Annotated in this window: 14 protein-coding genes and 2 pseudogenes; 10 read left to right on the top strand and 6 right to left on the bottom strand. The window is 56.4% G+C overall.

Annotated elements, in window-relative coordinates; all coding sequences use genetic code 11:
• From gspG to AC07S6_RS09270, 4 genes are all read right to left on the bottom strand, one after another.
• A complete protein-coding gene (gspG, locus tag AC07S6_RS09285) occupies positions 1 to 411 on the bottom strand; it encodes a type II secretion system major pseudopilin GspG (protein ID WP_087715863.1) in 411 nt (136 codons plus the stop codon).
• A 20-nt stretch (positions 412 to 431) separates the two neighbouring features.
• Positions 432 to 1,628 carry a type II secretion system inner membrane protein GspF gene (gspF, locus tag AC07S6_RS09280; protein WP_495112168.1) on the bottom strand — a complete coding sequence of 399 codons (1,197 nt, stop codon included), beginning with the start codon at positions 1,626 to 1,628 and terminating at the stop codon, positions 432 to 434.
• Entirely contained in the window at positions 1,625 to 3,322 is a 1,698-nt protein-coding gene (locus AC07S6_RS09275) for a GspE/PulE family protein (RefSeq protein ID WP_495112215.1), read from the bottom strand. The genes gspF and AC07S6_RS09275 overlap by 4 nt, the downstream gene beginning before the upstream one ends.
• A gap of 226 nt (positions 3,323 to 3,548) precedes the next feature.
• Complete coding sequence (locus AC07S6_RS09270) at positions 3,549 to 4,586, bottom strand: LacI family DNA-binding transcriptional regulator (RefSeq protein WP_197883984.1); 1,038 nt, start codon at positions 4,584 to 4,586, stop codon at positions 3,549 to 3,551.
• Between the two features lie 199 nt (positions 4,587 to 4,785).
• On the opposite strand from AC07S6_RS09270, the gene AC07S6_RS09265 reads away from it, so the two are divergent.
• The 4 genes from AC07S6_RS09265 to AC07S6_RS09250 all read left to right on the top strand — a co-directional run bounded on the left by AC07S6_RS09265 (position 4,786) and on the right by AC07S6_RS09250 (position 10,673).
• Positions 4,786 to 6,978, top strand: a complete 2,193-nt coding sequence (locus tag AC07S6_RS09265) for a TonB-dependent receptor (protein ID WP_495112167.1) — start codon at positions 4,786 to 4,788, stop codon at positions 6,976 to 6,978.
• Between the two features lies 1 nt (position 6,979).
• Positions 6,980 to 8,311: an LLM class flavin-dependent oxidoreductase gene (locus AC07S6_RS09260; protein ID WP_495112166.1), complete on the top strand. Its 1,332-nt coding sequence runs from the start codon at positions 6,980 to 6,982 to the stop codon at positions 8,309 to 8,311.
• A 245-nt stretch (positions 8,312 to 8,556) separates the two neighbouring features.
• Complete coding sequence (locus AC07S6_RS09255; protein ID WP_080751120.1) at positions 8,557 to 8,820, top strand: hypothetical protein; 264 nt, start codon at positions 8,557 to 8,559, stop codon at positions 8,818 to 8,820.
• 752 nt (positions 8,821 to 9,572) lie between these two features.
• Positions 9,573 to 10,673, top strand: coding sequence for an O-antigen ligase family protein (locus AC07S6_RS09250; RefSeq protein ID WP_060765110.1), 1,101 nt, complete (start codon positions 9,573 to 9,575; stop codon positions 10,671 to 10,673).
• Positions 10,674 to 11,188: 515 nt separating this feature from the next.
• Here AC07S6_RS09250 and AC07S6_RS09245 read toward each other — a convergent pair.
• Complete coding sequence (locus tag AC07S6_RS09245; protein WP_495112165.1) at positions 11,189 to 11,347, bottom strand: hypothetical protein; 159 nt, start codon at positions 11,345 to 11,347, stop codon at positions 11,189 to 11,191.
• 334 nt (positions 11,348 to 11,681) lie between these two features.
• On the opposite strand from AC07S6_RS09245, the pseudogene AC07S6_RS09240 reads away from it, so the two are divergent.
• Both AC07S6_RS09240 and AC07S6_RS09235 read left to right on the top strand, forming a co-directional pair.
• Positions 11,682 to 12,075, top strand: a pseudogene (locus tag AC07S6_RS09240) (tyrosine-type recombinase/integrase); the annotation flags it as partial.
• A gap of 88 nt (positions 12,076 to 12,163) precedes the next feature.
• Positions 12,164 to 13,279 (top strand): acyltransferase family protein, encoded by a 1,116-nt coding sequence (locus AC07S6_RS09235; protein WP_495112164.1) that lies wholly within the window; start codon positions 12,164 to 12,166, stop codon positions 13,277 to 13,279.
• 47 nt (positions 13,280 to 13,326) lie between these two features.
• Here AC07S6_RS09235 and AC07S6_RS09230 read toward each other — a convergent pair whose 3' ends face one another.
• Positions 13,327 to 14,364, bottom strand: a complete 1,038-nt coding sequence (locus AC07S6_RS09230; RefSeq protein WP_495112163.1) for a hypothetical protein — start codon at positions 14,362 to 14,364, stop codon at positions 13,327 to 13,329.
• A 904-nt stretch (positions 14,365 to 15,268) separates the two neighbouring features.
• Here AC07S6_RS09230 and AC07S6_RS09225 point away from each other — a divergent pair.
• The 4 genes and pseudogenes from AC07S6_RS09225 (at position 15,269) to AC07S6_RS09210 (ending at position 19,161) form a co-directional block, all read left to right on the top strand.
• A complete protein-coding gene (locus AC07S6_RS09225; RefSeq protein WP_230633866.1) occupies positions 15,269 to 15,421 on the top strand; it encodes a hypothetical protein in 153 nt (50 codons plus the stop codon).
• 282 nt (positions 15,422 to 15,703) lie between these two features.
• Positions 15,704 to 17,140, top strand: coding sequence for a tyrosine-type recombinase/integrase (locus AC07S6_RS09220; RefSeq protein ID WP_495112162.1), 1,437 nt, complete (start codon positions 15,704 to 15,706; stop codon positions 17,138 to 17,140).
• Positions 17,141 to 17,244: 104 nt separating this feature from the next.
• Positions 17,245 to 18,225 (top strand): annotated as a pseudogene (locus AC07S6_RS09215) (IS5 family transposase).
• A 732-nt stretch (positions 18,226 to 18,957) separates the two neighbouring features.
• On the top strand, positions 18,958 to 19,161 hold the full coding sequence (locus AC07S6_RS09210; RefSeq protein WP_495112161.1) for a hypothetical protein: 204 nt from the start codon (positions 18,958 to 18,960) through the stop codon (positions 19,159 to 19,161).
• The last annotated feature ends 43 nt before the right edge of the window (positions 19,162 to 19,204 follow it).

The raw sequence follows: 19,204 nt of genomic DNA, 5'->3' as shown, positions 1-19,204 counted from the left end.
TTATTCCCAGTTGCCCAGGTCGGCACTGTAGCCCTCACCGCCGGGTTGGCCGTCCTGGCCGTAGAAGATCAGGTCGAAGGCACCGTGCTCACCGGGAAAGCGATAGCCGAACCCGTGGCCGAACGGGTCTTTCAGCTCCGAAGGCTTGGCGTAGGGGCCGGACCAGTTGGAAGCACTGGCCGGCTTGTCGAGCAGCTGTTGCAGGTTGTTGGGCGGCGCCCCCACGTCCAGGGCGTAGCTGTCGATCTTCATGCTCAAACTGGCCAATTGCGCCTTGCCCGCGCCGTACTTGCCCTTGTCCACATTGCCACCGACCTGGCGCACCACAATGGTCGCGACAATGCCCAGCAGCACGATCACCGCCAGCATTTCCAAAAGGGTGAAGCCGCCTTGGCGGTGTCGGGTTTTCATCGGTTCTGCTCCTTGAAAGTTCATATATGGCTGGTGAGGCTCATCAGCGGCAGCATGATCGCCAGCATGATCACCGCCACCAGCACCGCCATGACCACGGTCAGGGTCGGCACCAGTGCAGCGAGCAAGCGTTCGATGGCGCGCTTGGCCTCGACGTCGAAGATGTCGGCGACCTTGAGCAGCATGCTGTCCAGTTCACCGGCCTGTTCACCGACTTCAATCATGTGCAGCGCCAGCTCCGGTAGCAGCGGCTGGCGGCCGAACGCATCGGCCAGGGTGCCGCCGCCCTTGACCCGTTGCGCTGCCAGCGCCACTTGCGCCTGGAGCGCACGGTTGCTGCAGACTTGCCGGGCGATCACCAGCGCGGGCAGCAGCGCCACGCCATTGCTGAGCAACGTGCCGAGGGTGCGGGTCAGGCGGGCGGCTTGCACCCGTTGCAATAGCGGGCCGATCACGCGGATGCTCAGCAGGTGACGGTCGTAACGCTCACGGCGACGGGGGTCGCGCAGGCGCGCCGCCAGAATCCACCCACTGATCGACAACCCGGCCAGCACCACCAGGCCATAGGCGCCGAGGAACTCGCCGAGCGCCAGGATCACCTGGGTGATCAGTGGAATCGGTACGCCAAGGTCCTGAAAAATCGGCACGAATTGCGGCACCACATAGGCGAGCAACAGCGCCAGGGAACCCAGTACACCCACCACCAGGAACGCCGGGTAGATCAGCGCATTGATCACCTCGCCGCGCAGTAACTGGCTGCGCTCCAGGTAGTCGCTGAGCTGGCGCAAGGTGCCCTCCAGCGCCCCGCCGGCCTCACCGGCGCGCACCATGCTCAGGTACAGCGGGGAAAACGTGCCGCCCTCCTCCTCCAGCGCCGCCGACAGCGGTTTTCCGGCCTTGACCTGGTCGCGAATGCGCTCGATCAAGGCCTGCACCTGAGGATGGCGGGCTTGCTTGAGCAACAGGTTTAAAGCGCGTTCGAGGGGCTGGCCGGCGCCCAGTAGCGTGGCCAATTGCTGGGTGAAACTCACCAGCGCTACGCCCTTCAACTGCCCACGTGCCTGGCGCAACAAGGGGCCGCTGGCCGTTTCGATGTGCAGCAACAACCACCCGCGCTGATGCAAGACGGCGACAGCGGCCGCTTGGTCAATGGCCTGCAACGTGCCGCTCTGGGCCACGCCCTGGCTGTCCAGGGCGCGGAACTTGAACAGGCTCACGCGTCATCTCCGCGGGTGACGCGCAGCACTTCTTCCAGGGAGGTGACACCGGCCAGGGCCTGGCGCAAACCGTCTTCATACAAGGTGCGCAAACCGGCGCGGCGGGCGGCGTGCTCGAGGCTGGCGGCGTCGGCGTGGCCCATCAGCAGGCCACGCAACTCGTCGTTCATTACCAACAACTCAGTGAGGGCGCTGCGGCCGTGATAGTCACCGCGGTAAAGCAGGATCGGACGCTGCTCGGTCAGGCGATCCAGGCCGTGCTCCTTGATCAATTCCGGCGGGGCCTGGAAGGCCACGCGCGTGGCAGGGTCCAGGCGCCGCACCAGGCGCTGGGCGAGAATACCGCTGACCGTGGAGGCAATCAGGTAGCTCTCCACGCCCATGTCCAGCAAGCGCGTGATACTCGCAGCGGCGCTGTTGGTGTGCAGGGTCGAGAGGACCAGATGGCCAGTGAGTGAGGATTGGACGGCAATGCGGCAGGTTTCCAGATCGCGGATTTCGCCGATCATGATCACGTCCGGGTCCTGGCGCACGATGGCGCGCAGCGCTCCGGCAAAGTCCAGGCCGATGGCGGGTTTGACCTGGATCTGGTTAATCCCTTCAAGCTGGTATTCCACCGGGTCTTCCACGGTGATGATCTTGCGTTCAGCCGTGTTGAGCTGCGACAACGCGGTATAAAGTGTGGTGGTTTTGCCCGAGCCCGTAGGCCCTGTGACCAACAGGATGCCGTGGGGCCGCGTCAATAGATCCTGGAAGGCCGCCAGGCGCGGGCCGTCGAAGCCCAGGCTGGGGAAATCGAATTGCACGGTTTGCCGGTCCAACAGGCGCATCACCACCGACTCGCCAAAGCTGGTGGGCACCGTGGACACCCGCAGGTCCAACGCTTTGCCCTGGATGCGCAGCATGATGCGCCCGTCCTGGGGCAGGCGTCGTTCGGCGATGTCCAGGCGCGCCATGATCTTCACCCGCGAGATCACCGCCGCCGACGAACTGGCAGGCGGTGCTTCGGCGTCGTGCAGCACGCCGTCGATGCGGTAGCGCACCTTGAGTTGGTTTTCGAAGGGTTCGATATGGATATCCGAGGCGCGCTGTTCCACGGCGCGCTGCAGGATCAGATTGACCAGGCGAATCACTGGCGCTTCGGAAGCCATGTCCTTGAGGTGTTCGATGTCTTCCAGCACGCCGCCCTGCTCATCGAGGTTTTCGATCAGGCTGCCCATGGCGGAACGGCCCTGGCCGTAATAGCGCTCGATCAGCGTCTCGACTTCATTACACGAACCGACTGCCAGCCAGACCGGCACCTCACAGGCATACGCCAGGGCCTGGAACGGATACCACTGCGCCGGGTTGGCGGCCATTACACGCAACCCGCCCTGATGCCAACCCATGGGCACGACCTGGTAATGACGCATAAAGCGCTCGGTGAGCACGGGAAGCGGGTCGAGCAACGGTGGCGCCGCGTCGGCCAGCAGCAGTGGCGCATCCAGCAAATCGGCCCAGGCGCGAGCCAGTTCGACCTCGGACACCAGGCCCAGGCGCGTGAGTAAACCGAGCAGGTCGCCAGGCTCAGTGGATAAACGCTGGGCGCGTTCCAGATCAGCGATTTTGAGCCCGGCGTGCTGCATCAGCCACGCGCACACCTGGTCGGTATGCGGGATCTGCATCTTGCAAGCATCGATGGGCGCTGACGACATCATTGAGGAATATCTAACGTTGCGAAAAGTATGGCTATTTAGAACTACCGAACAATGCCATTAGTTCGCCATAGCCCAGGCAGGCGTTAGCCGGTGTATCGACTGGAAGTTATAGCCCTAGTTCCGGATAAGGGGGTAATTAAATACAAAACATTGCCAAATGCACTGATTTAGAGCGTTAGCAGCCAATAGCCACTAGTTGCAATTAGCCATAACGGCGGGTCATTCAGGTGCTCTCTCTTTCAATTAACTGACAGTGCAAAAGATTCAAGCGCTTAACTTCATCGGTGGCTAATACGCCCAGACTTTGCAGGACGCGTGTGGCAGCGAGTACACCAATCTCCAACGCGGGTGGCTGGAGGGTGCTGAGGCTGGGCAGCAACATATGGGCAAACGGGTAATCGCCAAAACCCAATACAGCGCAGTCCTGGGGGATGCTCAGCCCGGCGCGTTGACCGGCCAGCAAACCGCCCGCGGCGAGGTTGTCATTGGCGAAGAAAATCGCGTCGGGCGTGATCGTCTGCCCCATCAGCGTGTCCATGGCCTGCTTGCCAGCTTCGAAGGGCGCACGGTCGGCGTCCGGCACAAAGACCCACGGCTGCACACCCAACTCGGAGAGGGTCGCGGTAAACCCATCGCGCCGCTCCAATGCGCTGAAGTCGCCCACTGCACTGTTTTGTACGAAGGCGATGCGCCGATAGCCTTTGCCATGCAAGTAGCGAGCGGCGGTGACGCCCACTTCATAATGAGAAAAACCCACTTGCAACGGCGCGCGTTCCGGCACGTAGTCCCAGGTTTCGACGATCGGTATATCTGCCTCGGCGATCATCTTCTCGGTGCCAGGGCTGTGAAAGCGGCTGGTCAGCACCAGCGCTGAAGGCGACCAGCCGAGAAAGGCACGCACCGCACTTTCCTCCTGTTCGATGCTGAAATAGCTGGAGGCCAACAACAGCTGGTAACCGTGACGACTGAGGGTGTCGCTGAAGCCCTGCAGCGTATTGGCAAAAATCGGCCCCGAAATATTCGGAATCACCATCGCAACGATTTTGCCGCGCGCGGAGGCCAACCCGCCGGCCACCAGGTTCGGCACATACCCCAACTGCGCAACTACCTGGGCGATACGTTCACGGCGCTCGGGTGACACCTGTTCAGGTTGGTTGAAGTAACGCGACACGGTAATGGCCGATACCCCGGCCTGGCGCGCCACGGTGTTCAGGGTGACGCGGCCGGCGCCCCGGCGCTTGCGCGGTTTGTGTTCGTCCACGGCAAAACCTCAAAAAAGGAATATAAAACTAATTTTTTAGTATTTGACGCTCTAAACGGCCCGCTTCAATAATGCCGATGTTAGCGCTAACAAAGCGCGCTGTCTGCTACTCGCTCGAGCGAATGCCCAAGACATGTTCACAGGCGCTGACGGTCGCAGAACCGCAGCGGACCAGGGTATTTTTTCGAGCGGGCACAGCATGCATAACTTTCCACGGCACACCCATTTGTTGCTTCTGGCCGGCCTCAGCGCCTTGCCCGTCTGCGGCGCTGTTGCGGCTGATGAGCAGGAACCCACGCTCCAATCCGTGACAGTCACCGCTACCCGCCGCGAAGAATCGCTGCAAAAAGTCCCGGTGGCCGTCTCGGTGCTCGATGGCGAGCAACTGGAGCGTGACAATCGCAACGGGGTGGCGAGCATCGCGCAGCAGGTGCCATCGCTGAACTTTCGCACCGGTGCTTCGAACAAGGACACCTCATTGTTCGTGCGCGGCGTGGGCACCATTTCTACCTCGCCTGGGGTGGAGCCCACTGTGGCCACGGTGATCGACGGCGTGGTCTATGCACGCCCCGGCCAGGCCACCCTCGACCTGCTGGACCTTGAGCGCATCGAAGTACTGCGCGGCCCGCAAGGCACGCTGTTCGGCAAGAACGCCTCGGCCGGCGTGCTGAATATCACCAGCAAGGCGCCGACGGCCCAGACCCAGGGGTTTATCGATCAGTCGTTCTACAGCGGTAATGAAAGCCGCACGCGCTTCGGCATCGGCGGCAGCCTGGTACCGGAGGTACTCAAAGGCTCGATCAGCACCTTGTTCGGCAGCTACGACGGCAACGTCGACAACCGCCATAACGGTCAGGAGGTCAATGGCTACAACCACAAGGGCGTTCGCGGCAAGCTGGAGTTCACGCCCAACGACGACGTGAAGCTGACCCTGATCGCCGATTACATGCAGTCCCACGATGACGCGCCCAATGGTGTGGTCAGCAAGTCCCTGAACCCGGCGTTCAGCAATGCCTTGAGGCCGGTGCGCGCCTCAAGCGACAACCGCGATATCAACACCGATACCCGCAGCCATGTGCAAGACACCAACAAGGGCCTGTCGGCACAGTTGGACTGGAACCTGGGCGACTACACCCTCACCTCGATCACCGCCTGGCGCGGCTGGGACAACATTCAATATCAGGATGGCGATCGTCTCGGCACGGTCACCGCCGCGTTCCCCGGCACCGCTGACAAGGGCGACCTGGCGTTCGACCAATACTCCCAGGAGCTGCGCCTGGCCTCGCCCAAAGGCGAGTTCCTGGAGTACGTCGGCGGCCTGTTCTACATGCATGGCAAGGATGAGGAGACCTATCAGCGCACCCTCACCACCACGACGCGGGTCGATAGAGGCATTGCCGACTACAGCACCACCAGCGACAGCTACGCGGTGTTCGGCGAGACCACGCTCAACTTCACCTCGCGCTTTCGCGGCATCGCCGGGTTGCGTTACACCCATGACGACTTGAAGTACGACCATCGCCGCGTGTCCACCTCTGCCACTACCGTCAGCGGCATTCAACCGGCGACATCGAGTTCCGGTTCGGTAGACGAGGACGGTTGGTCCGGGCGGCTGGGCGTGCAGTACGACATCAGCGACACCGTGACCAGCTACCTCACTTACTCGCGTGGCTACAAAGGCCCGGCCTACAACGTGTTTTTCAACATGCAGCCGCGCGACACCGACGCGCTCAAGCCAGAAACCTCCAATACTTGGGAAGCCGGAATAAAGGCCACGGCCTGGAACAACCGCCTGACCACCAACCTGGCGGTGTTCCACAGTGACTACGACAACTACCAGGCCAATTTTTTTGACACGGTTGCCGGCCAAGTCGTGACGCGCCTGATCAACGCCGGCAGCGTCAGCACCGAAGGCGTCGAGCTCGATTACGCCCTGCAAGCCACCCAGCAACTCAAGCTCTCCGGCGCCCTGGCCTATACCCGAGCGCGCATCGATCAGTTCGCGTGCCCGCCAGGCGCAGCGGCAACCTGCAACGTCAATGGCAAACCACTGCCGTTCAGCCCGGACTGGAAAAGCTACGTGCGCGCCGACTACAGCATCCCTCTGGATAACGGCCTGGATATCGAACTGGGCACTGACTACAGCTGGCAGAGCGAAGTGCAATACGACATCAGCCAGAACCTGAACACCAAACAAGGCGCCTACGGCCTCTGGAACGCCAGCGTGGCCCTGGCCGACTACACCAATGGCTGGCGCGTGGCGCTGTTGGCGAAGAACCTCGCCGACAAATCCTACTCACCGCTGCTAGCCAGCGGCGGCAACTACATCTACCGCGCCGTGCCTCGTGACGATGAGCGTTACTTCGGCGTGCAACTGCGCAAGGATTTCTAGCATGGGCCGTCAACTCAAACTCGGCGCCTTCCTGATGGCTACCGGGCACCACGTGGCCGCCTGGCGCCACCCCGACGTACCGGCGAACGCTGGCCTGGACTTCGCCCACTACAAGCATTTGGCACGGGTGGCGGAAGCGGCGAAGTTCGACGCACTGTTCGTGGCCGACAGCATCGCCGCCGCCACCGGCGAGGTCGCCAGCCAGATGGCGCGCTCGGATCATTTCGAGCCGCTCACCCTGCTCTCGGCCCTCAGTGCCGTGACCGAACATATCGGCCTGATCGCCACCGCTACCACCAGCTATAACGAGCCGTACCACGTGGCGCGTAAATTCGCCTCGCTGGATCACCTCTCCGGCGGTCGCGCAGGCTGGAACCTGGTGACCTCGGATAACGCCGCCGAGGCGCTGAATTTCGGTCGCGACGAGCACCTGGGGCATGCCGAACGCTACAGCCGCGCACGGGAATTTCATAAGGTGGTGACGGGGCTGTGGGACAGCTGGGACGATGACGCCTTCGTGCGCGACAAGGCCAGCGGGCGCTATTACGAACCAAGTAAACGCCATGTGCTGGACCATGTGGGCGAACACTTCCAGGTCAAAGGCCCCCTGAACGTGGCGCGCTCGCCCCAGGGCCAGCCAGTGATCGTGCAGGCTGGCTCCTCGGAAACCGGCCGTGAGCTGGCCGCGCAGACCGCCGAAGTGGTGTTTACCGCGCAGACCTCACTGGCCGACGCGCAGGCCTTCTACAGCGACCTCAAAGCTCGCCTGGGCCAATACGGGCGCGAGGCCGATTCGCTGAAAATCATGCCGGGCGTGTTTGTGGTGGTGGGGCAAACCGAAGCCTTGGCCCAGGCCAAATTCGAAGCGTTCCAGGCGCTGGTCGAACCCAAGGTGGGGGTGGCGTTGCTGGGGCGCATGTTGGGTAATTTCGACCTGTCCGGCTACCCCCTCGATGGGCCGCTGCCCGAGTTACCCTTGACCGACAGCGGTCAACGCAGCCGCCAGCAACTGCTGAGTGAACTGGCCCAGCGCGAACACCTGACATTGGCGCAACTGGGCCGACGCATTGCCGGTGGCCGCGGTCATTACAGCGTGATCGGCACGCCGATTCAGATCGCCGATGAACTGCAGCGCTGGTTTGAAGAAGGTGCGGCGGATGGCTTCAATATTCTGGTACCGCACCTGCCGGGTGGGCTGGAGGATTTTGCCGGCCTGGTCGTTCCTGAGTTACAGAGGCGCGGTTTGTTTCGTCGCGAATACACCGGCACCACACTGCGCGAAAACCTTGGTTTGGTGCGCCCGGTCAGCCGTTTCAAGCAAGCACGATTATAAAAACCCCGCCTTGTTACTGACCAAGGCTGCCTTGGGCGGCTGATCCGTCGACCTCATGCATTAAGGTAGGCACAGCCGTGGGCAACGTACGAAACAAAGACCGTGAGCTGACTCTTCCTCTGGATTAACCTCTCACAGTGCACACGCGCTAGTGAAAGCCACCTAAACTAACCAGGGTTTGGGCCGATACCCCGATCAAACTCCCTTTACCGGGAAATTGAGAAACGCTTCAGCGGATTTAGATTATGAAAGACATTTACCTACTCGTAGAACATGGAGCCGATCAAGGGGAGGTGTACATTTTGGGTTGGTTCGATGACCAAAAAAGTGCAGCCGATATTGCAGAAGCAAAGGAATGGCAGGCTTACCGAGAGGCGCTGAACACTGAACACTCATGGTCTCGCCAAAAACCTGTACCTCCCGACCAGACCAAATACCGCCGCTACTGGATTCAGAGTGTCTCCAAATTTTCTGTGCCTACAATTCAAGCAACACCCGCGCTTCATTAAGCTGCGGAACGTCATTTAACGCCGGCATAGTCGGTGCCTTAGGCTTGGTAGGCATGCACAGCCATTATGGCGCTGGCTCCGTCGGCGGTGATGGCGGCGGCGGTTGACAGGCGAGCCTGGCGCAACCGCTAACCCTCCAAGTTTTGGAACTCCTCTCAAAAGCCGCCCCACCGAAGCGCAAAGCGCTCCATGACCTCAAGGAAATGACAGGGCTAAAGACTGTACTCTACAAGGGGGGCGCCTTTAGTTCTGGAACGGTCCACCCTCCCTCGGCGTCCTGCCGAACGAAATTTACCGAATGCCCTGTCGCAATTTCAAAACACGTCTACAGTCTCTGTTATTCGAACGGACCTCGATTAATACAATACAAAGGAATCATCATGCATAGGATTGCTTTTGCGAACGCGGGCTACCGTCTCCAAAATCAGGCACCGCCGATTTGTAAAATCGGCGTTTGCGAGACGAGTCCGTACAGTGCGTTTTATTTGGAAATTCCAACATAAGGTTCGTGAAGAATGCTGTTATTTATTTCAGCTATTTTACTGTGCGTTCCGTTACGGATATTTGTTCCAGCTCTGGGTGTCGAAATAGCCCCCTCTGACGGCCTATGCCTAATTGCGCTACCCTACGTACTATTTATTTATCAGAGAGCGAACAAATGGCTTTTGACTAGTATAGCTTTTTCACTCATATCGATAATTTACATACAACTATTTTTCCAGCCGGGAAACATAACAAGAGCACTTCTTTCCATGGCCTTCTTTTTCAAACCTTACCTAATATACTTACTGGGACGAAGCTTAGCAGAAGTCAATCTTAATCCCGAAAAATTCAACAGAAATCTCATCTACTTTATTACCTTCACTGCGTTTGCAGCAACAATTGATGCGATTTTATTCAAGGGGCATGTGACGACATTTGTTGAGTTTGAACGTATTCCGGGAGAGGTCATTTATGGCGGGGTATTTGACCCAACATTTTTTGGCCTGAAATTTCACGGTAGCAATGGAATTAATGGTATCGCTGTATTTTTCTCAGTAGCATTCATGATTTGCCTGTCACTTGGCGTAATAATGAAACCAAAAAGAAGCTTACGATTAGTTTCATATATTGGAATGATGTGCAGCTTGATTTTAGTGTTAGGCAGCGGATCACGACAAGCTGCGCTCGGATTGGTCGTTAGCTGCCTGTGCTGTTTTTTTGCTGGAAAGATGACAACCCGCAGAACAATAAAAGTATTCTTTTATATAGTCTTTTCGCTATTTTCTTGCGCCACCATTGTAATATTATTTTCAGACTATTTCTCCGAACTGTTTGCAAAAATATTAATCATGATAGACAACATATACTCTGGAAACTGGGATGGCGTATCGTCTGGACGATTAGGTTTATATGTGATATTAATTGAAGACCTGATTAAGAGCCCGTTATTCGGTACTGGCTTTAGCGGATATGGTATTTTCGATTCAGAACTCGGCTACTTCGACAATGACGTTAGTACATCTGGATACACTCCCCACAACCAATATTTAGGAGCCCTTTGGAAGATGGGAGGGATAGCAGGAATATTTTACTTAATATTTCTCTGGAAAATAATAAAACCATTCTTCAAAGCACAACAAGAAGACGAATACCAAAAACGATTTTATATTGCGATGATGGTGATAATCATACCGTTCTTTACAGTGTTTAATATGTTTCAAGATGGTCTTTCCTCACCATCTACAGGTCCCATATTCTTGCTAATAGTGGGCTTCTATTGGCGACATGCTGTCAATTTAAACCTCCACAAAAGCATCTCCAAGAACGCTCTCCCTGACCCATGCCTCATTCCATCCGGCCAGCCCGCTTAAATAAAAACGTATCGTCTTTACGAGTACCTCACGCGAGGCTAAGAACGCCAGTCTTAGGGAAGGCGACTGGTGGGAGGGGGTAAAAAGCTATTCAGGGAAAATTTTTGAGCGAAGAAGGTCAAGTTTTGACCTTCTTCGTGCCTCCTCTTAAATGATATCGAAATATTGAGAGGCGAACAGATTCATCACACAGCTAGAGCTTATGAAAAATCCTGCTTGCTAAAGATAAAGCAATCAACGTTCTCTGGACTCTCGTAAGTATCAAGAATTAGAGGAAGCTCTGTCCTCGGCCGAATATAACCACTTCGGATAGATTGGGTATATACGCCGACATTTACATTGTTCCTGCGGGCTCCCCAGCGACTCGCGGTAGGCCTTGGCGCTTCCGTAAAGCAACCAGCGCTCGCGCTGTGGAAGCGTTCGAAAATTACCGTAGGTTGGCCAGGGGCGGGTGATGGTACAGGCCATTGTGGGCAAACCACCCTGATTTTGTGTCTTCGATTCCAGTGGAGTGATCATTGCAGAGTCTCTCCAGGCTTGCAGCAGATCCTGGCGCCCATGGTTTCCAATGAGCCGCCAGACAGGCGCAACACCAGCAGACGCAGGGCGATGGTGGAGTCAATGGAGAAAGTGCGAGCCTCGCCCAACACCGAAGCCTTCGATGACTGGTCCATGATCAGCACTCTTACGCGATCGCTGTAGTTAAGCGCCGTACAAACCACTTGTTGGTACGTCAGGGCGGCGAACGCCTCATCCGGCAGGCACTCCACAGGAAACACCACAACGCTTATCGCGGCTTGGGCCCGCCTCCAGGTTTGCCTCATCTATAGCGCGGGTGTACCTGCTCCATTTCAGGAAACCTTTTTTTGGTTGTCTTGCTCACGGCGAAGATATGCGCCCTCATAGGGCTTCTTCTAATCGGGATTAAAAATTGGGCTCTTAGCCGAATTTCGCAGATAGGCCCAGGCAACGTCGGCCGGAGCCGAAACCAGGAGATTTGCAAGCTTCGAAACACAGCGTGGTCAGCATCTGCTTTACGTGTTTCGTTTGGCAAACCAGATGGCGAGGGGACTAAACAACGGTTCACCGCATGAATGACTCGGTTTGGAAGAAAGCAAGAATCGGGGCGACAAAGAAGAGGCAGGAGAAATTCTTGCGACCGCACGTGACGGCTTTGGCAGAATTCGAATTCACGACTTGAAGCACACCTTTGGGAGAAGGCTGCGCGCACCAGGCGTGACAGAAGAGGGTTCGGAAAGCGCTGCTCAGACACAAGAGCGGAAGCATCAATAGTCACCACTCGACGGCGGAGCTGTATCTGCTGGCTACTACAGCAAATAAGGTGTCGGCAACCGACTCACGCGCACCAGCCTTGGCGATTCTGAAACGGAAGGAAGCGTGAAAAACGCCAAGGTCCCTATAAACACCAAAACACTTTACAATCTGCGCCGCTCAACAAAAGCAGTCGATTAACCAAAAGGAACACCACTATGCAACGGATCGCTTTTGCGAACGCCTTGCGAGGCGTCGCAGCTCTCTGCGTTGTCATTGCCCACTACATCCTCATGTTTAACTATCTCCGTGGTGAGTTTGGCGGACTGCCGGCCCACGAAGAGGAGCCGTTCCCTACCTGGATGATCAGCATGTTCAATCCGCTCGACAACCTTAATATGGGGGCGTTTGGCGTTGCTCTGTTCTTCCTGATCAGCGGCTTGGTAATCCCAATATCTGTCGCCAGCCTGCAGGGTAAGCCGATGGCGAAAACAAAGTTCGTGATTGGCCGGCTGTTCAGGATCTGGCCAACCTACATTGTCGGCCTGCTGATCACGCTCGGTGCGCTTGAGGTTGCTGCCCGATACATGGGCTACACGACCTCATACACGGCGCCGCAAGTCCTGACCCAGATGTCGCTGTTCCGCGACTGGTTTGGCAGTTCGGTGCCGTTGGATGGTGTGGTGTGGACGCTGGAAGTCGAAATCAAGTTCTACCTGGTCGTGCTGCTGTGCTGGTCGATGATTGACCGTGGCAAGCTTCTCCCGCTATTCGCACTCGGCGTGGCCACCGTTGTGGTGGCGAACTTTTATCCGGGGAATATACACCAGACCGGCGCCCTAGCCGCCTTCGTTTTCCCAATTAAATACATTTTCTTCATGCTGATCGGCGTGGCGTTCAACTACCATTTCCGGGGACTGCTAAGCTTGGAGCGACTGTTCGCTATTTCGGTAGGGATGCTCTGCGTCTTTGGCTACAGTTGCTTCACAGAAGGCTGGCAGGTCGAGGTTATCGTTTCCTACTTCGCAGCTTTTGCACTGTTCACCGCATTCTACCTGCTAGCCAGGGACTGGAATGGCGGTCCTGTATTCGAATTCCTGGCGAACATTAGCTATCCGCTGTACGCCTGCCATGGTGCCTTTGGTATCGTAGGGATCCGCATCATGATCGAACACGGTGTTAATGCGATCGCCGCCCTGGTCATTCAAACGGCTGTAACACTGCTGCTGTCTTGGATAATCCATAAAGCAGTGGAAAACCCGACGCATCTCCTCGGCAAGAGGATCGCGAAGTCACTCACAGTACCTACCGAACTACGCCCTGCGGCGATGTAGCAGAAATAGAAAAGCCCGCATTGCGCGGGCTTTTTTTTGCTCGTTATTTAGGCAAAAGGCTGCGGGTCTACGATGTAGCAATCAACACTGTCGTCACTAATGTATGTGTCTAGAGCCAGCGGACTGCCTACTTGCGGCCTCAAGAATCCGCTACGGATAGACGAAAACGTTACAGCGGCATTCACCGTATTCAGTCTGGCTCGGGTGTTTACGAACACCGTGTCGATGCTGTAGGTCATTGCGGCACCGTTACCGCATCGCTCGCCACCAGAGTTAACGATTTTGGTCGAGTCCTGCCCTTCTACAACTACGCCCCAGGCATTTTGCTCAGGACCTACGCCGGCCTCGGTGCCGGTGCAATAGCTATCTAGGATCAAGTTGTTCTCGCCTCCGTTGTCGAGCAACAGCATGCAACGACCTCTCCAATCCACTGATGTGATGTTTTCAAGCACACATTGCTGCGCGTAGTGCATGTGCAGGCCAACTGTGGCGTTACCGGTGAACTCAAGATTGCGGATGTAAACATTTTGGATCGGCGTGCACTTGGCAACGATTGCGCCAAGGGGGTGTTCGCGCTTAATTACGCGGTTGATGATTAGAGATCCAGCCAGCACGAAGATGACTTGACGCACCTCCATAGGGCCATCCAGTGGCAACGGCTGGTTGGGGAAGTCGGTAGACGCATCAGAAATAACGATCCAGTCGCCGTTAGTGTACTTCGACGAGTCACCTACAAAGATTTGGGTCGTATTAACATGCGCGATGGCGGTCAAATAGCTGGCCGGGCGCACGTTACCTTGGTAGTCGATAGCCGCATAGCTCGGGTTGGACGGCTGATCTGGATGCCTGCCCACGCCAGTGCAGTCGATTGTTACCTTGTCGATGCCTGGTGCTGGCTCAATGATCTGACCGCTGTACGGCCAGTTGTCATCACGATTTAGAAGGACAGTAGTGCCGATTGGGCATTCCGTGCCGTTGATCTGTAGCCAACGATAACCAGCCTTCAATAGGGCCTGAATACGAGGACCATTGTCGTTCGCTGGGTCTGGGGTGAAGACGTAAGGTGTATCTCTATAAATTGGCATGAGCTCTCTCTTAATTTTTTTGATTGCGCCAAATCGACGAAAGCAAACTGTACATGCATACAGTATTTTTATAAAGCTTATGCGCAACCTATTGATAATATTGTTTTTATTGCGTTCTTTTAGAATGGTTTTTCGTCCCGCTAGGACCTACCAGTTATACATTTGATCGCAATCGACGAGCAATCCCACGCACGCAAGGCAATTATGGCGTTATCGCCGTCGTCGGTGATGGCGACAATTCGTTGCGCATGCGCTGGGTCAAGTTGGGCTCTACGGCTGCATGAACCACGCCACCCGCGCTACGAGTGGCAGGCTCATTTCAGCCACTGATTGAATCCATGAGGAAAACTGACAACCAGCTGGACATCAGCAATAGCAAGCTGGTCACGCAGGCGAGCTTGGTTGCGCTGGGCGTCGGATAATACCTTGGTGTGTTGTAGGTCCTGGGTTGTGAGCTGCTTTTGCTGGGCATGCGCTTGTGCTGTTCGGAGCGAGCCTGGGGGCATCGGCATTACTGATCGCGGCCAGGTCATCACTGTACAGCCCCTCGTGTTCGGCCAGCTTTTCGCACATGCGCAAGTCCAGCACCTGCCATGCGCCGGCGGCGCTTATCACCATCGCCAGCAGGATCGCGCCCAGTATCTGACTGGGCATCATCACGACACAGCCCTGAAGAAGTTGTTGTGGTGACCTAGGCGTAGCGCCTGGTTTGCCGCAGTGCCACGTCCTTGATCGATCCGGACGTTCCGCTCTAATAGAGCCACACCAGCGCGCAGTTAGCCTCCCGCTCCGACTGCTCGCCCAGATGGCCCTCTCACCATACCCTTGTGTACTGCAAGTCGGCCCGGCTGAAACATAAGCAGGCACAGACAAAGGACACTGGACGCAGATTGAGGAGCGGTATTTGACGCGAGTGCTGAAGGAAACCGGGAAGGATGGGCAGACGATCGCATGCCATGCGAGTGAGGGCATGACCAAAAACTACCAGCGAGATCACGAGGAAATCATCTGGTCCGAGGCGATGCCGGACGTGAATATTAGCGAAATCACCGGATAGTTTGCGCGGGTTTTGCGCAGGCACAAAAAAGCCGATCTAGCTGATCGGCTCAAGTGTCTGATTTTACTCAGGAATAATGGTCGGGACGGAGTGATTCGAACACTCGACCCCTAGCACCCCATCTCCTTTTTCATACTTCTTGAAAGCTTCCAAAATTTTACTCTGGATTTTTCCAAGCTAGTATTTACTTGAGCTCCAGCGGTGTTCCGCTCTACAAGAGTCCAGTAACGTCCATCAAGAGCCGACGTTTTTGTGGGGGTAAAAGTAGGGGGAACCCATTTTATGGCAAAAATCACCATCAAAGAACTCGAGTCGCTGACCGCCAACGATGCAGGCCGAATCCTCCGGGAAGATGGCAATCTCGCGGGTCGAATTTCCCTGCGTAAGGACGGCGTGTCGGTCAGCTTTTTCTATCGCTATCGGTGGGGCGATCAGAACAAAGAATACGCCTGCGGGTCCTGGCCACGCAAATCCCTGACGGACATCCGCAAAGCGCGCAACCAGGCTAGGGCGCTCATCGATGAGCAGATCAATCCCAACGAGCAGAAGAAAACCGCCAAGGCACAGGCATACGCCGCAGCTAACGTAGAGGCCGAACATGCAATAACGACGACGGTGCAAACGCTGACCGTCCAGGACCTGGCCAGCGCCTGGCTGTTGGATGGCGTCGCGCGCAAAGACGGCAATGCCGAGTTGCAGCGCCGTTTTAACAAGGACCTATTCCCGGCACTTGGCAGCACCGCGGTGAACAATGTTTCCGAACACGATGTTCGGGCGCTGATCCGAACCGTGGTCAACCGCGGCGCTCACCGTCAAGCTATCAGCTTCTTCGCCGACCTCACCCAGATGTTCAGCTGGGCCAGAAAGCGCCAGCCCTGGCGGGCCTTATTGGTCGAGGGCGACCCGACTGAACTGGTCGACATCTCCCCCCTGATCCCTGCTGACTACGAAGCGGAAAGAAGCCGGATCCTTTCCCCGGCGGAGCTGTTGGAACTGCACACCCGCTTCCAGCAAATGACTGCCGATTACGACGCCCTCCCCGCGGGCCAAAAATACGACGGCATTCGACCGCTAAAGAAGGAAACACAGCTTGCGCTCTGGATCAGCCTGGGCACGCTGTGCCGGATTGGCGAGTTGCTGCAGGCCGAATGGAAAAATGTCGATCTGGAGCGGCAAACATGGTTCCTCCCCAGTGAAAACGTCAAAGGCTTCCGGGGTAAGAAACAGGATCACCACGTCTTCCTCTCGCCCTTCGCCTTGCATTTCTTTCAGGAACTCAAAACCCTGACTGGAGACTCGCAATGGTGCTTTCCGAACAAGCTGGATGATGGGCATGTGGACGTAAAAGTGGTGAGCAAACAGGTCGGCGATCGCCAAGCCCGGTTCAAAAACCGCAAGGCCCTCTCCAGACGATGCCATGACGATACACTGGTCCTTGCCGACGGCCAAAACGGCGACTGGACGCCGCATGACCTGCGCCGTACGGGCGCGACCATGATGCAGGCCTTAGGCGTTAGCCTGGATGTCATCGATCGCTGCCAAAATCATGTACTGGCCGGTTCACGAGTGAGACGCCATTACTTGCACCACGACTATGCCGACGAGAAGAAAAACGCCTGGAACCTCTTAAGCGATCGACTCAGTGCCGTTCTGTCTTCAACTTACGAGGATCCGACAAACGAGAAGATTTTGTCTTTTCCAGTGTACGCGCTGCCATAGAAACGAGCAGTCTCATAGGCAGCACACCCAGCGTTTCTAGGGAAATCCTGAAGAAGACTTCCAAATCTGGTGAAATACGCTGATCCCGTTGCCCGAGTTTCCCGATGAAGCAGATGACCTTCGCCGACGCCGAATACGCTGGCAAGCGCAAGCAGCCCAACAAGGAGTTGTTCCTGATCGAAATGGATCAGGTGGTGCCTTGGCAGGGTTTGACCTCCCTGATCGAACCGCACTACCCGAAGGGCGAAGGTGGCCGTCCGGCGTATCCATTGATGGCGATGCTGCACGTGCAACTGATGCAGAACTGGTTCGGTTACAGCGACCCGGCGATGGAAGAGGCGCTTTACGAGACGACGATCTTGCGCCAGTTTTCCGGCCTGAGCCTGGAGCGGATCCCGGACGAAACCACCATTCTCAACTTCCGCCGCCTGCTGGAAAAGCGCGAGTTAGCCACTGGCATTCTGGGCGTGATCAATGGCTATCTGGGCGACCGTGACTTGTCGCTGTGACAAGGCACCATCGTCGATGCCACGCTGATTCACGCGCCCAGTTCGACCAAGAACAGAGACGTTAAACGCGACCCGCAAATGCACCAGCCGAAGAAGGGCAACCAGTATTACTTCGGTGCCAAAGCACACATTGGTGTCGACGATGACTCTGGACTGGTGCACAGCGTGGCGGTCACGGCAGCCAACGTCGCTGATGTAACCCAAGTCGCCAAACTGTTACACGGTGCTGAGAACGTGGTCTGCGCTGATGCGGGCTATACCGGTGCCGAGAAGCGCGAAGAACATGCGGGACGCCAGGTCATCTGGCAGGTTGCCGCTCGGCGCAGCACCTACAAAAAACATGGTAAACGCAGCGCGCTGTACAAAGCGATACGCAAGATCGAGAGAGCCAAGGCTCAGGTTCGCTCCAAGGTTGAGCATCCATTTCGAATAATCACACGCGAGTTTGGCTATACGAAAGTGCGCTTTCGAGGCCTGGTGAAAAACACGGCTCAGATGGTGACGCTGTTCGCCCTGTCGAACCTGTGGATGGCCCGCCGACATTTGCTGGCAAGTGCAGGCGAGGTGCGTCTGTAATGTGGGAAATTGCTGCTGCGAAGCGCTCGCAGCGGCAAAAATGGAGGAATAGGCGGAAAAGTTGCCCGGATTATGAACGACTGCCGTTTTTGAAAGCGTCTATGGCTCGGGTGTCGAAACATTGTGGCCTACTTTAGACCATCCCTAGGTATTTAACTTCGCGCCCCCGTGTTAAGACCTCAAATTTGCGATGAGCAAAGGTGACAGCATGTACACATTCGGGAGCTTCACCGTCGTGGAAGAGTTCGAAAAAGTATGGCGAACACCCATGGCCAAACTGGCACACGACATTGGTGTTTCCTACGTCGCCGCCATCAAAGTTTGCCGCAAAGCCGCCATCGCTCTCCCTCGCTGTTGCCACGGGTTTAGGTCGAAAAATCACCGAGAACCAAACCCGACCCTACTCATGTTCCAGGTTCTCGACCGTTAGGTGATCGTGGTCTTTGTTGTGAGTGCTGCCGGTGTCAGCAAGGATCTCGGCCTGGCCCTACTCCCAGACCTTGGGTGCCGGAGTCAGACTGATACCGAAGTCTGAAAGATCATACAGTTCAACCATTCCCGATGGCGGGAATGGTTCACCCATGCAGCCCTAAAGGCCTCGTCGTTGCGACAGAAGACCGAATAACCTGTGAACGTCCCAAAACAAGTGGACGAGCGGCAGTATTTATAATACGAACTTTTTTTCAGCTTAGGGCTCAATCCATTTCAAGATATCCAAAACGGAGTAAGAAAATGGCAAGACAGACAGCAGAAGACGGGGAAATTTCTCAGATTGAGGACATTGGTTACGACCAGCTTCAGAAGCTTTTGAGCGTAGCAAACGATTTACTCTCCGATGGACAGTCATTTGTAGGGGATAAGGCTGACGCTGCACGCAAGAAGCTTGAACATATTCTAAATAAATCTAATAGCATCGTACTGGAAGATGCTGAGTAAGCCGCTGAGGAAGGTAAAGAAGCCCTAACTACAGCCGCAGACT

The sequence above is a fragment of the Pseudomonas sp. GW821-FHT07B01 genome (assembly GCF_059419065.1).
Note: the sequence above shows the minus strand (reverse complement) of the source record. Positions and strands in the feature narration are given on the sequence as shown.

What these genes read in the sequence shown, in the direction of transcription:
- AC07S6_RS09235 (WP_495112164.1), top strand. Translation starts at nt 12,164, where the DNA reads ATGCAACGGATCGCTTTTGCGAACGCCTTGCGAGGCGTCGCAGCTCTC.
- AC07S6_RS09210 (WP_495112161.1), top strand. Translation starts at nt 18,958, where the DNA reads ATGGCAAGACAGACAGCAGAAGACGGGGAAATTTCTCAGATTGAGGAC.
- gspG (WP_087715863.1), bottom strand. Translation starts at nt 411, where the DNA reads ATGAAAACCCGACACCGCCAAGGCGGCTTCACCCTTTTGGAAATGCTG.
- AC07S6_RS09275 (WP_495112215.1), bottom strand. Translation starts at nt 3,322, where the DNA reads ATGTCGTCAGCGCCCATCGATGCTTGCAAGATGCAGATCCCGCATACC.
- AC07S6_RS09255 (WP_080751120.1), top strand. Translation starts at nt 8,557, where the DNA reads ATGAAAGACATTTACCTACTCGTAGAACATGGAGCCGATCAAGGGGAG.
- AC07S6_RS09230 (WP_495112163.1), bottom strand. Translation starts at nt 14,364, where the DNA reads ATGCCAATTTATAGAGATACACCTTACGTCTTCACCCCAGACCCAGCG.
- AC07S6_RS09220 (WP_495112162.1), top strand. Translation starts at nt 15,704, where the DNA reads ATGGCAAAAATCACCATCAAAGAACTCGAGTCGCTGACCGCCAACGAT.
- AC07S6_RS09260 (WP_495112166.1), top strand. Translation starts at nt 6,980, where the DNA reads ATGGGCCGTCAACTCAAACTCGGCGCCTTCCTGATGGCTACCGGGCAC.
- AC07S6_RS09265 (WP_495112167.1), top strand. Translation starts at nt 4,786, where the DNA reads ATGCATAACTTTCCACGGCACACCCATTTGTTGCTTCTGGCCGGCCTC.
- AC07S6_RS09245 (WP_495112165.1), bottom strand. Translation starts at nt 11,347, where the DNA reads ATGGACCAGTCATCGAAGGCTTCGGTGTTGGGCGAGGCTCGCACTTTC.
- AC07S6_RS09250 (WP_060765110.1), top strand. Translation starts at nt 9,573, where the DNA reads ATGGCCTTCTTTTTCAAACCTTACCTAATATACTTACTGGGACGAAGC.